The 13,057-nt window shown below is 64.4% G+C and carries 8 protein-coding genes and 1 tRNA gene; all 9 read right to left on the bottom strand.

Annotation, left to right across the window (positions count from 1 at the left end):
• Positions 1 to 513 precede the first annotated feature (513 nt).
• On the bottom strand, positions 514 to 4,698 hold the full coding sequence (gene rpoC, locus G3545_RS04805; protein WP_170010349.1) for a DNA-directed RNA polymerase subunit beta': 4,185 nt from the start codon (positions 4,696 to 4,698) through the stop codon (positions 514 to 516).
• A gap of 124 nt (positions 4,699 to 4,822) precedes the next feature.
• Positions 4,823 to 8,953, bottom strand: coding sequence for a DNA-directed RNA polymerase subunit beta (gene rpoB, locus G3545_RS04810; RefSeq protein WP_170010351.1), 4,131 nt, complete (start codon positions 8,951 to 8,953; stop codon positions 4,823 to 4,825).
• Between the two features lie 257 nt (positions 8,954 to 9,210).
• A complete protein-coding gene (rplL, locus tag G3545_RS04815) occupies positions 9,211 to 9,585 on the bottom strand; it encodes a 50S ribosomal protein L7/L12 (RefSeq protein ID WP_170010353.1) in 375 nt (124 codons plus the stop codon).
• 51 nt (positions 9,586 to 9,636) lie between these two features.
• Positions 9,637 to 10,155: a 50S ribosomal protein L10 gene (gene rplJ / locus G3545_RS04820; RefSeq protein ID WP_170010355.1), complete on the bottom strand. Its 519-nt coding sequence runs from the start codon at positions 10,153 to 10,155 to the stop codon at positions 9,637 to 9,639.
• A 501-nt stretch (positions 10,156 to 10,656) separates the two neighbouring features.
• Positions 10,657 to 11,367: a 50S ribosomal protein L1 gene (rplA, locus tag G3545_RS04825; protein WP_170010358.1), complete on the bottom strand. Its 711-nt coding sequence runs from the start codon at positions 11,365 to 11,367 to the stop codon at positions 10,657 to 10,659.
• Between the two features lie 4 nt (positions 11,368 to 11,371).
• Entirely contained in the window at positions 11,372 to 11,818 is a 447-nt protein-coding gene (gene rplK / locus G3545_RS04830) for a 50S ribosomal protein L11 (RefSeq protein WP_170010360.1), read from the bottom strand.
• Between the two features lie 128 nt (positions 11,819 to 11,946).
• Entirely contained in the window at positions 11,947 to 12,477 is a 531-nt protein-coding gene (gene nusG, locus G3545_RS04835; RefSeq protein WP_170010362.1) for a transcription termination/antitermination protein NusG, read from the bottom strand.
• Between the two features lie 11 nt (positions 12,478 to 12,488).
• Positions 12,489 to 12,686 (bottom strand): preprotein translocase subunit SecE, encoded by a 198-nt coding sequence (gene secE / locus G3545_RS04840; RefSeq protein ID WP_170010364.1) that lies wholly within the window; start codon positions 12,684 to 12,686, stop codon positions 12,489 to 12,491.
• A gap of 191 nt (positions 12,687 to 12,877) precedes the next feature.
• Positions 12,878 to 12,954, bottom strand: a tRNA-Trp gene (locus tag G3545_RS04845).
• Positions 12,955 to 13,057: the final 103 nt, after the last annotated feature.

Below are 13,057 nucleotides of genomic sequence, written 5' to 3' on the forward strand. Positions count from 1 at the left end.
GCGCGGTCATGCGCCTGATTTGCTCATACTTCGATCCGGCAGCGTCTCGGATTTCTCCGTCCAGACAAGGCGTCCGAACGCGGTAAAACCGACCGCCTGCCGCGAAAGTCCGGGCCTTCTACGCGTCGACTCGGGTTTAGTCAACCCCGAACCGTGAAATTCAGATGACGGAGAGGGCGCGCGAAGCCCGACGATCATTAGATTTCGTTCGACTCAGCCGCCACGCAAGATCGTAACGGAAGGACGGGTGGCCGAGACCCTTCAATCCAGGAATCGGTAGCGCCTGATTCTGCGGTACTCGGCTGGAACATCCGTCCACCCTCCCCGCATTCGTCGTCCCGGACGGCCGCGGGTCGATCCGGGACGGCTGAAGGTATTGATCGGCACCTTCACGCAATCCCGGCTCTCCGGCCGCGCCTGCGGCCGGGAGGACGACAAGCGGGCGCGTCAGAAAAGAAAAGGCCGCCCTCGCGGGCGACCCTTCCCTCTGTTCCAAACCACGCTGCCTGCGGATCACTCCGCGGCGGCGGGGCCTTCGATGGCCTCGGCGGCGCCGGCATCCTGCTCGTTCTGAGCGAGGATCAGCTCGTCGCGCGAGGTCGCGGTCACCCGCAGCTTCGACATCTGGGCGCCGGTGCCGGCCGGGATCAGCCGGCCGACGATGACGTTCTCCTTCAGGCCGCCAAGATCATCGGACTTGCCGTTGACCGCAGCTTCCGTGAGCACTCGCGTCGTCTCCTGGAAGGAGGCGGCGGAGATGAAGGAGCGCGTCTGCAGCGACGCCTTGGTGATGCCGAGCAGGACCGGATGACCGGAGGCGGGCTTCTTGCCCTCCAGCGCCATCTGGGCGTTGATCTCGTCGAGCTCGGAGACGTCGATCTGCTCGTTGGTGAGCAGCTCGGTGTCGCCGGCGTCGTCGATCTCGACCTTCTGCAGCATCTGGCGGACGATCACCTCGATGTGCTTGTCGTTGATGAGCACGCCCTGCAGCCGGTAGACCTCCTGGATCTCGTTGACGAGATAGGCGGCGAGTTCCTCGACGCCCTTGATGGCCAGGATGTCGTGCGGCGCCGGGTTGCCGTCGACGATGAAGTCGCCCTTCTCGACGAGGTCGCCATCCTGCAGATGGATGTGCTTGCCCTTCGGGATCAGGTACTCGACCGGATCGTCCGTCGAGTCCTGGGGCTCGATGGTGACGCGGCGCTTGTTCTTGTAGTCCTTGCCGAAGCGGATGGTGCCGGCGATCTCGGCGATGATCGCCGCATCCTTCGGCCTGCGCGCCTCGAACAGCTCCGCCACCCGCGGCAGACCGCCGGTGATGTCGCGGGTCTTGGCGCTTTCCATCGGCACGCGCGCCAAAGCGTCACCCGCCTTGGTGGTGGAGCCGGGATCGACCGAGAGGATCGCGTCCACGGGCAGCGTGTAGCGGGCGTCGCCGCCGCGCGGCAGCTTCGCAATCTTGCCGTCGGCCGACTTGACGACGATAGACGGACGCAGCTCGGTGCCGCGGCCGGTACGCCAGTCGGTAACGACGCGCTTGGCGATGCCGGTCGATTCGTCGACCGACTCGCTCATGGACGCCCCTTCCACCAGGTCCTCGAAGCCGACGATGCCGTCGATCTCGGTGAGGATCGGGCGGGTATAGGGATCCCACTCGGCGATGCGCTGGCCGCGCTTGATGGTGTCGCCTTCATCGACCTTCAGCTTGGCGCCGAAATTGATGCGGTGGACCGCGCGCTCGGTGCCGTCATGGTCGACGACCACGACGGAGAGGTTGCGGCTCATCGCGATCAGTTCGCCTTCCGAGTTCCGCGCCGCGTTGCGGTTGCGGATGCGGACGGTGCCTTCGAAGTTCGACTCGACGAACGACGAGTCAGCCAGCTGCGCCGCACCACCGATGTGGAAGGTGCGCATGGTGAGCTGGGTGCCCGGCTCGCCGATCGACTGCGCCGCGATGACGCCGACGGCCTCGCCCATATTGACGGGCGTGCCACGTGCCAGGTCGCGACCGTAGCAGGTGCCGCAGACGCCGTTCTTGGCCTCGCAGGTCAGCACCGAGCGGATCTTGATCTGCTGGATGCCGGCCTTGGTGATGCGCTCGACGTCGACTTCCTCGATCATGCGGCCCGACGGCACGATGACCTTGCCGGACGCCGGCTCGACCACGTCTTCCGCCGCAGTGCGGCCGAGGACGCGCGAGCCGAGCGAAGCCACGATCTGGCCGGCATCGACGATCGCGCGCATGCCGATACCATTCTCGGTACCGCAGTCGACGGTCGTGATGATGCTGTCCTGCGCCACGTCGACGAGACGACGGGTCAGGTAGCCGGAGTTCGCGGTCTTCAGCGCGGTGTCGGCGAGACCCTTGCGGGCGCCGTGGGTCGAGTTGAAGTACTCAAGGACGGACAGGCCTTCCTTGAAGTTCGAGATGATCGGGCTCTCGATGATCTCGCCCGACGGCTTGGCCATGAGGCCGCGCATGCCGGCAAGCTGCTTCATCTGCGCCGGCGAACCGCGCGCCCCGGAGTGGGACATCATGTAGATCGAGTTGATCTGCTTGGTCCGGCCGGTCTCCGGGTCCTTCTTGACCGCGGAGATTTCCTTCATCATCTCCTCGGCGATGCGGTCGGTGCACTTGCCCCACGCATCGACGACCTTGTTGTACTTCTCGCCCTGGGTAATCAGGCCGTCATTGTACTGCTGCTCGTATTCCTTGGTGAGCGCACGCGTCTCCTCGACCAGATCCCACTTCTTGGCCGGGACCACCATGTCGTCCTTGCCGAACGAGATGCCGGCGCGGAAGGCGTGGTGGAAGCCGAGCGACATGATGCGGTCGCAGAAGATGACCGTCTCCTTCTGACCGCAGTGGCGGTAGACGGTGTCGATCATGTTGGAGATTTCCTTCTTCGTCATCAAACGGTTGACGACGTCGAAGGTGATCTTCGGGTTCTTCGGCAGCAGCTCACCGAGCTTGAGGCGGCCAGGCGTGGTCTCGTAGATCTTCGAAACCTTCTCACCGTTTTCGCCCACACCGATATAGCGGCCGCGCACCTTGGTGTGCAGCGTGACCGCCTTGGCGGCGATCGCGTGGTCGATCTCGCCCATGTTCGCGAGCGCCATGCCCTCGCCGGGCTCGTTGTCGCGCATCAGGGAGAGATAATAGAGGCCGAGCACGATGTCCTGCGACGGCACGATGATCGGCGCGCCGTTTGCCGGGTGCAGGATGTTGTTGGTCGACATCATCAGCACGCGGGCTTCAAGCTGCGCCTCGATGGACAGCGGGACGTGCACCGCCATCTGGTCGCCGTCGAAGTCCGCGTTGAAGGCGGCGCAGACCAGCGGGTGAAGCTGGATCGCCTTGCCTTCGATCAGCACCGGCTCGAACGCCTGGATGCCCAGGCGATGCAGCGTCGGGGCGCGGTTCAGCATCACCGGATGCTCGCGGATCACCTCGTCGAGGATGTCCCAAACCTCGGGACGCTCCTTCTCGACGAGCTTCTTCGCCTGCTTCACGGTGGCGGACAGGCCCTTGGCGTCGAGGCGCGAATAGATGAACGGCTTGAACAGCTCCAGCGCCATCTTCTTCGGCAGGCCGCACTGGTGCAGCTTCAGCTCGGGACCGACCACGATCACCGAACGACCGGAATAGTCGACGCGCTTGCCGAGCAGGTTCTGGCGGAACCGGCCCTGCTTGCCCTTCAGCATATCGGCGAGCGACTTCAGCGGGCGCTTGTTGGCACCCGTGATGACGCGGCCGCGACGGCCATTGTCGAACAGCGCATCGACCGCTTCCTGAAGCATGCGCTTCTCGTTGCGGATGATGATGTCCGGCGCCTTCAGCTCGATCAGCCGCTTCAGGCGGTTGTTGCGGTTGATGACGCGACGGTACAGGTCGTTGAGGTCGGAGGTCGCGAAGCGGCCGCCATCGAGCGGGACCAGCGGACGCAGGTCCGGCGGGATGACGGGCACATGCGTCAGGATCATCCATTCCGGCTTGTTGCCGGACATCTGGAACGCCTCGACGATCTTCAGGCGCTTGGCGAGCTTCTTCGGCTTCAGCTCGGTGGTGGCCTCGGCGATCTCCTTGCGCAGGTTCGCCGCGATCTGCTCGAGATCCATGGCGCGCAGCAGTTCGCGGATCGCCTCCGCGCCGATCAGCGCGGTGAACGAATCGTCGCCATACTCTTCCTGCGCACGCAGATAGTCCTCCTCCGAGAGGAGCTGACGCTCCTTCAGCGGGGTGAGGCCCGGCTCGATGACGCAGTAATATTCGAAGTACAGGATGCGCTCGAGGTCCTTGAGCGTCATGTCGAGCAAGAGGCCAATGCGGCTCGGCAGTGACTTCAGGAACCAGATGTGCGCAACCGGAGCGGCGAGCTCGATATGGCCCATGCGCTCGCGGCGTACGCGCGAGAGGGTGACCTCGACGCCGCACTTCTCGCAGATGATGCCCTTGTACTTCATGCGCTTGTACTTGCCGCACAAGCACTCGTAGTCCTTGATCGGGCCGAAGATGCGCGCGCAGAACAGGCCATCACGTTCCGGCTTGAAGGTCCGGTAGTTGATGGTTTCCGGCTTCTTGATCTCGCCGAACGACCACGACGCGATCTTATCCGGGCTCGCGATCGAGATCTTGATCTGATCGAACGTGGGCGCCGGAGCTGCCGGATTGAAGAGATTCATCACCTCTTGATTCATCGCCGTCTCCTTCGGCTCGGACCGGGCTGCCACCGCCATGGCCGCCTCGCGTCACTGAAAACGTCACTCATATGCAAAGCATAGGCGCGGGTGCGGACACCGGAGCGTCCGCACCCTGTTGACCTCACTCGGCCGCCGGCAGGCTCTCGCCCGCGCCCGGCACGACCGACTTGGTCTTGGAGTTCATCAACTCGACGTTGAGACCCAGCGAGCGCATTTCCTTGACGAGCACGTTGAAGCTCTCAGGGATACCCGCCTCGAAGGTATCGTCGCCGCGCACGATCGCCTCATAGACCTTGGTGCGACCGGCCACGTCGTCCGACTTCACCGTGAGCATCTCCTGCAAGGTGTAGGCCGCGCCGTAAGCTTCCAGCGCCCAGACCTCCATTTCGCCGAAGCGCTGGCCGCCGAACTGCGCCTTTCCGCCCAGCGGCTGCTGGGTGACGAGCGAGTACGGCCCGATGGAGCGGGCATGGATCTTGTCGTCGACCAGATGGTGGAGCTTCAGCATATATATGTAGCCCACCGTCACTTTGCGATCGAACACCTCGCCGGTACGGCCGTCGAACAGCGTCGACTGCGCCGACTTGTCGAGGCCGGCCAGCTCCAGCATGTGCTCGATGTCCGCCTCGCGGGCGCCATCGAACACCGGAGTGGCGATCGGCACGCCGCGGCGCAGGTTCGAACCCAGTTCGACCAGGCCCTCCTCGTCGAGCGAGTCGATGGTCTCGTCCTTGCCATAGACCTTGGTGAAGGCCTCCTTCAGCGGCTTGACGTCGTGCGCCAGCTTGTAGGCTTCGACCGCACGATCGATCACCCGGCCGAGGCCGGCGCAGGCCCAGCCGAGATGGGTCTCGAGGATCTGCCCGACATTCATGCGGCTCGGCACGCCGAGCGGGTTGAGCACCATGTCGACCGGGGTGCCGTCCTCAAGGAACGGCATGTCCTCGACCGGGACGATGCGCGAGACCACGCCCTTGTTGCCGTGCCGGCCGGCCATCTTGTCGCCCGGCTGGATCTTGCGCTTCACGGCGATGAAGACCTTGACCATCTTCATCACGCCCGGAGGCAGCTCGTCGCCGCGCTGCAGCTTCTCGACCTTGTCGAGGAAGCGCTGCTCGAGCCGCTTCTTCGATTCGTCGTACTGGTTGCGCATGGCTTCCAGCTCGCCCATGAGCTGGTCGTCGGCGACCGCGAACTGCCACCACTGGCTGCGCGGATATTCCGCGAGCAGCGAGCGGCTGACTGCCGTCTCCTTCTTGAAGCCCTTCGGACCGGCGACGCCGACCTTGCCGTCCAGCATCTCCGCAAGGCGCCCGAAGACGTTGCGGTCGAGGATGGCCTGCTCGTCGTCACGGTCCTTGGCGAGCCGCTCGATCTCTTCGCGCTCGATCGCCTGGGCGCGCTCGTCCTTGTCGACGCCGTGGCGGTTGAACACGCGCACCTCGACGACGGTGCCGGTGACACCCGGCGGGACGCGCAGCGAGGTGTCGCGGACGTCAGCTGCCTTCTCGCCGAAGATGGCGCGCAGCAGCTTCTCTTCCGGCGTCATCGGGCTCTCGCCCTTCGGCGTGATCTTGCCGCAGAGGATGTCGCCCGCCTGAACTTCGGCGCCGATATAGACGATGCCGGCTTCGTCGAGGTTCTTCAGCGCCTCTTCCGACACGTTCGGAATGTCGCGCGTGATCTCCTCCGGCCCGAGCTTGGTGTCGCGGGCCATCACCTCGAATTCCTCGATGTGGATCGAGGTAAAGATGTCGCCCTTCGAGATGTTCTCGGAGAGCAGGATGGAGTCCTCGAAATTGTAGCCGTTCCACGGCATGAAGGCGACGAGGATGTTCCGGCCGAGCGCCAGGTCGCCGAGATCGGTCGAGGGACCGTCGGCGATGATGTCGCCCTTCTTCACCCGGTCGCCGACACGCACCAGCGGACGCTGGTTGATGCAGGTCGACTGGTTGGAGCGCTGGAACTTCTGCAGGCGGTAGATGTCGACGCCGGACTTGGAGGCGTCGTTCTCTTCCGTGGCGCGGATAACGATACGCGTCGCGTCCACCTGGTCGATCACGCCGGTGCGGCGGGCGGCGATGGCAGCGCCCGAGTCACGGGCGACCACGCTCTCCATGCCGGTACCGACGAAGGGCGCGTCGGCGCGAACCAGCGGCACCGCCTGGCGCTGCATGTTCGAGCCCATCAGCGCGCGGTTGGCGTCGTCGTTCTCGAGGAACGGGATGAGCGCCGCCGCGACCGAAACCAGCTGCTTCGGCGAGACGTCCATGAAGTCGACGCGGTCCGGGCTCACCAGCAGCACGTCGCCGGCATGGCGGCACACCACCAGGTCTTCGACGAAGCGGCCTTCGCCGTCGAGCGGGATGTTGGCCTGGGCGACGTAGTACTTCCCCTCCTCCATGGCGGAGAGATAGACCACCTCGTCCTGCACCTGGGCGTCGCGCACGCGGCGGTACGGCGTCTCGATGAAGCCGTACTTGTTCACGCGGGCGAAGGTCGCGAGCGAGTTGATCAGGCCGATGTTCGGGCCTTCCGGCGTCTCGATCGGGCAGATGCGGCCATAGTGCGTCGGGTGCACGTCGCGCACCTCGAAGCCGGCACGCTCACGGGTCAGACCGCCCGGGCCAAGCGCCGAGAGACGGCGCTTGTGGGTGATCTCCGAGAGCGGGTTGGTCTGGTCCATGAACTGCGAGAGCTGCGACGAGCCGAAGAACTCGCGTACCGCCGCAGCCACCGGCTTGGCGTTGATCAGGTCCTGCGGCATCACGGTGTCGACATCGACGGAGCTCATGCGCTCCTTGATGGCGCGTTCCATGCGCAGCAGGCCGACGCGGTACTGGTTCTCCATCAGCTCGCCGACCGAGCGCACGCGCCGGTTGCCGAGATGATCGATGTCGTCGATCTCGCCCTTGCCGTCGCGCAGTTCGACCAGCGTCTTGATGACCGCGAGTATGTCCTCGCGGCGCAGCACGCGCATGGTGTCCGGCGCATCGAGGTCGAGGCGCATGTTCATCTTCACGCGGCCGACCGCGGAGAGGTCGTAGCGCTCGGAATCGAAGAACAGCGAGTGGAACATCGCCTGCGCGGAATCCAGCGTCGGCGGCTCGCCGGGACGCATCACGCGGTAGATGTCGAACAGCGCGTCCTCGCGCGTCATGTTCTTGTCGACCGCGAGGGTGTTGCGGATATAGGCGCCGACATTGATGTGGTCGATGTCGAGTACCGGCACCTCGTCATAGCCAAGCTCGACGAGCTGCTTCAGCATCTTCTCGGTGATCTCGTCACCGGCCTCGACATAGATCTCACCCGAGGTCGGGTTGACCAGATCCTCGGCGATGTACTGGCCGACCATCTCGTCGTCCGAGATCTTCAGGGCCTTGAGGCCCTTCTCGGCGAGCTGGCGCGCCTGGCGGACGGTCACCTTCTTGCCGGCCTCGACCACGACTTCGCCGGTGTCGGCGTCGATCAGGTCGGCGACCGCCTTGTAGCCCTTCATGCGCTTGGGATCGAACGGCATGCGCCAGCCGTCCTTCGCGCGGGAGAAGGTGATGGTGTTGTAGAAGGTGTTGAGGATCTCCTCGCCGTCCAGCCCGAGCGCGAACAGCAGCGATGTCGTCGGGATCTTGCGACGGCGGTCGATGCGCGCATAGACGATGTCCTTGGCGTCGAACTCGATGTCGAGCCAGGAACCGCGATACGGGATGATGCGGGCGGCGAACAGCAGCTTGCCGCTGGAGTGCGTCTTGCCCTTGTCGTGATCGAAGAACACGCCCGGCGAGCGGTGCATCTGGGAGACGATGACGCGCTCGGTGCCGTTGACGATGAAGGTACCGTTCATCGTCATCAGCGGGATGTCGCCCATATAGACATCCTGCTCCTTGATGTCCTTGACGGACTTGGCGCCGGTATCCGGGTCGACATCGAACACGATGAGACGCAGCGTCACCTTGAGCGGAGCCGCGAATGTCATGCCGCGCTGGCGGCACTCGTCGACGTCATATTTTGGCGGCTCGAATTCGTAGCGTACGAATTCCAGCATGGCCGCGCCCGAAAAGTCGGAAATCGGGAATACGGACTTGAAAACCGCCTGAATGCCGTCGTCGTCGCGCCCGCCCTTCGGCTCCTGGATCTGCAGGAACTGGTCATAGGATGCCTTCTGAACCTCGATGAGGTTCGGCATCTCAGCCACTTCCTGGATCTTGCCGAAGAACTTGCGGACCCGCTTACGACCGGTGAACGTCTGCGCCATGTCGCTCCTCGCTCCGTCCGAGTATCCGTCCGCGCGTTCCATGCCCCGCCGCTGGGCCATGGAACCGCATGATTGCGAGAGTGCCGAAACACCGAAGGGCGCCTTGCCAGCGCCCATGCTCCGACCATCTGCGCACCTGACGGCTCGCCGGGCGATCCCGTCTGAGATCGCCGGGAGAGCCGTCACGCTCTCGTCGCGCTTCCGAAAGGCGGAAGCGCGGGGCCGCCGGCGAACCGGCGACCCCGAAATTCATGAGCTCACTTAAGCTCGACCTTGGCGCCGGCCTTTTCGATCTGCGCCTTGATCTTCTCGGCTTCTTCCTTGGACACGCCTTCCTTGACGGCCTTGGGGGCCGCTTCGACGAGGTCCTTGGCTTCCTTGAGGCCGAGGCCCGTGATGGCACGGACTTCCTTGATGACCTCGATCTTCTTGTCGCCGGCGGCGGCAAGGACGACGGTGAACTCGGTCTGCTCTTCCACCGGAGCGGCGGCGGCAGCACCCGGAGCGGCGGCGACGGCCACGGCGGCCGCAGCGGAGACGCCCCACTTCTCTTCGAGGAGCTTCGCGAGCTCGGCAGCCTCGAGGACGGTCAGGTTGGAAAGCTCGTCGACGAGCTTCGACAGATCAGCCATTTTATCTAAGTCCTTGGATTTCGGTTCGAACCAGATTTTACCGGGAAAGCCTCACGCGGCTTCGTTCTCGCGGCCGTAAGCCCCGAACACGCGGGCGAGCTTCGCCGCCGGCGCGTTGACGACCTGTGCGATCTTGGTAGCCGGGGCGTTGATGAGCCCAATCAGCTTGGCGCGCAGTTCGTCCAGAGACGGCATCGTGGCCAGGGCCTTGACACCGTCGGGGTTGAGGGCGGTCTTGCCGAATGCCCCGCCAAGGATGACGAACTTGTCATTGGTCTTGGCGAAGTCGACGGCAACCTTCGGCGCCGCAACAGGATCGCTCGAATAAGCGATGATGGTCGGGCCCTTCAGCAGGGAGCCGACATGTGCGACGTCCGATCCTTCGAGAGCGATCTTCGCGAGGCGGTTCTTAGCCACTTTCACGGTCGCGCCGCTCGCCTTCATCTGCTGACGCAGCTTGGACATCTGAGCGACGGTGATACCGGAATAGTGGGCCACGACGACAACCGAAGTGCTCTTGAACACTTCGGAAAGCGACGCGACGAGCTCTTCTTTTTGCGCTCGATCCACTTCTCTTGCTCTCCGGTGGCGGATTGGGAGGATCCCGCTCCGCCGGTTTGCGCCTTGCCGGCCCATCTTCGAGAAGACGGGTCGACGCTTAGTTCCTGTCCCCCTGGGACCCGGAAATTCCGGCCAAGGCGCTGGTTCGAGCCGAAACCCAACGACCGGCAAGCCGGGCATCACGTCTCGGTCGTACCCCGTCTATGCAGGCCCCGGATTGGGATTACGCCGGGCTTTTGAGGGCGCGGCACCTGCAGTCTCGGACAGGACTTAGAGCGTGTTCCCCTTCCGTCCTTGGACATCGCGGAACATGCTCTAGGCCGGCAGGGCGAGCCCCACCGGCCCCTTCGTCCGGGTTAATGGACGAAAGTCTGAAATTTCTTCGATATCGCCCCGAACGAGTCCGGAGCGAAACCTGCCATATAGAGGGTCGAAGTGGATTTGTCACCCCCGATAGCATCAGGGGCTTGACATTTCCACATAGCGGCGATCACGCCACCGCGACCTCGATCAGGCGCCGGCACCCGCGGTGAGCACCGTGGCCGGCTCGACCTTCACGCCCGGGCCCATGGTCGAGGACACCGCGATGCGCTGGACATAGGTGCCCTTGGCGCCGGTCGGCTTGGCGCGGACCACCGCGTCGGCGAAGGCGCGGATGTTCTGGGCCAGCTTGTCGACCGGGAACGAGGCCTTGCCGATGCCGGCGTGGATGATGCCGGCCTTCTCGACGCGGAACTCGACGGCGCCGCCCTTGGCAGCTTCCACCGCGCCCTTCACGTCCATGGTCACGGTGCCGACCTTCGGGTTCGGCATCAGGCCGCGCGGGCCGAGCACCTTGCCGAGACGGCCGACCAGCGGCATCAGGTCCGGCGTGGCGATGCAGCGATCGAACTCGATGGTGCCGCCCTGGACGATCTCCAGGAGGTCCTCGGCGCCGACGATGTCGGCACCGGCCGCCTTGGCCTCGTCGGCCTTGGCGCCGCGCGCGAACACGGCAACGCGCACGGTACGGCCGGAGCCGTTCGGCAGGTTGCACACGCCGCGGACCATCTGGTCGGCATGGCGGGGATCGACGCCGAGATTGATCGCGACCTCGATGGTCTCGTCGAACTTGGCGGTGGCCCGCTCCTTGATCATGCCCAGAGCCTCGTCGAGGCCATAGAGCTTCAGGCGATCGACGCCTTCACGGGTAGCACGGACACGCTTTGCAATGTTTGCCATCGGTTCAGCCCACCACCTCGAGGCCCATGGAACGGGCGGAGCCTTCGATCATGCGCACGGCCGATTCGACGGTGTCGCAGTTCAGATCCTTCATCTTCTTCTCGGCGATCTCGCGCATCTGGGCGTTGGAGATCTTGCCGACGAAGCCCTTGCCGGGCGTCTTCGAGCCGGAGCCGGGCTTCTTCTTGGTCTCGAGACCCGCCGCCTTCTTCAGGAAGTAGGAGACCGGAGGGGTCTTGAGCTCGAAGGTGAAGGAACGGTCCTGGTACGCCGTGATGACGACCGGGATCGGCATGCCCTTTTCCAGCTGGCCGGTCTGCGCGTTGAACGCCTTGCAGAACTCCATGATGTTCAGGCCGCGCTGGCCGAGCGCGGGGCCGATCGGGGGGGCGGGATTCGCCGACCCGGCGGGCACTTGCAGTTTGATATAGCCGGTAATCTTCTTCGCCATGTCTTACTCCCAATATGCGCCGGCGCTCCGCCGGCTTAGGGGTCCGTGGTGCGGGTTGAAGACGGTTGGCGACCGCCTTGCCCTCCCACGACCTGCCAGGGTGGCGCGAGCCGCCCCGGCGTGATCGCTCAGGTCTTTTCGACCTGCGCGAATTCCAGTTCGACCGGGGTGGCCCGGCCGAAGATCGACACCGCCACCTTGAGGCGCGAGCGGGCGTCGTCGACTTCCTCGACAATGCCGTTGAAGGAAGCGAACGGGCCGTCCGCGACCTTCACCGTCTCGCCCACCTCGAAGGTGATGGAGGGCTTCGGGCGCTCGATACCCTCCTGCACCTGCTGCAGGATGCGCATCGCCTCGCTCTCGGGGATCGGCATCGGCTTGTTGTCGGCGCCGAGGAAGCCGGTCACCTTCGGGGTATTCTTGATCAGATGGAACGCCTCGTCGGTGAGGTCCATCTTCACCAGCACATAGCCCGGGAAGAACTTCCGCTCGGCATCGACCTTGCGGCCGCGGCGTACCTCGACGACCTTCTCGGTCGGCACCAGCACCTGCTCGAACAGGTCGGTGAGGCCACGCTGCCCGGCCTGCTCCTTGATCGAGTCCGCGACCTTCTTCTCGAAGTTCGAATAGGCGTGGACGATGTACCAGCGCTTCGTCATCTCGCCTTCCCTCAACGGCCGATCTGCAGGAGCTGCGCCACGGCGAAGCTCAGGATCTGGTCCGCGACCAGGAAGAAGAGGGACGCCAGCACCACCATGACGAACACCATCGCCGTGGTGATGAGCGTCTCGCGACGGGTCGGCCAGGTGACCTTGCGGGTTTCCGCGCGGACCTGCTGAAAGAACTCGACGGGGTTCGTCTTCGCCATGCTCGTCTCGAAACGCCTCTAGCGCGGGGGAGTTATTCCCGCGCTGTCCACATCAAATCAAATGGGTAGAGCGGGCGTATAGCCTGTGCGGCGGGTTACGTCAAAGGACATGCTGAAGATTTGTACGCGCCACCGAATCCGCAAGTATGGGGAGCGCTGCAATCCTTGTCCTGCCGCCGTCTTCTTGAAGGTGGCAGGAGTGGAGGGACTCGAACCCCCAACCCCCGGTTTTGGAGACCGGTGCTCTAACCAGTTGAGCTACACTCCTAAGCACGCCGAGGCGGCCCGGGCGCTGTTCCTAGTTGATCCGGCCCGCACCTGTAAAGGGGCAGACGGCCCCAATTCACGCATCACGCCGCGGCTACGAGCAC

The sequence above is a fragment of the Starkeya sp. ORNL1 genome (assembly GCF_012971745.1).
Classification (GTDB): domain Bacteria; phylum Pseudomonadota; class Alphaproteobacteria; order Rhizobiales; family Xanthobacteraceae; genus Ancylobacter.

Coding starts and splice junctions, on each gene's coding strand:
- rpoC (WP_170010349.1), bottom strand. CDS start 4,698: ATGAATCAAGAGGTGATGAATCTCTTCAATCCGGCAGCTCCGGCGCCC.
- rpoB (WP_170010351.1), bottom strand. CDS start 8,953: ATGGCGCAGACGTTCACCGGTCGTAAGCGGGTCCGCAAGTTCTTCGGC.
- rplL (WP_170010353.1), bottom strand. CDS start 9,585: ATGGCTGATCTGTCGAAGCTCGTCGACGAGCTTTCCAACCTGACCGTC.
- rplA (WP_170010358.1), bottom strand. CDS start 11,367: ATGGCAAACATTGCAAAGCGTGTCCGTGCTACCCGTGAAGGCGTCGAT.
- rplK (WP_170010360.1), bottom strand. CDS start 11,818: ATGGCGAAGAAGATTACCGGCTATATCAAACTGCAAGTGCCCGCCGGG.
- nusG (WP_170010362.1), bottom strand. CDS start 12,477: ATGACGAAGCGCTGGTACATCGTCCACGCCTATTCGAACTTCGAGAAG.
- secE (WP_170010364.1), bottom strand. CDS start 12,686: ATGGCGAAGACGAACCCCGTCGAGTTCTTTCAGCAGGTCCGCGCGGAA.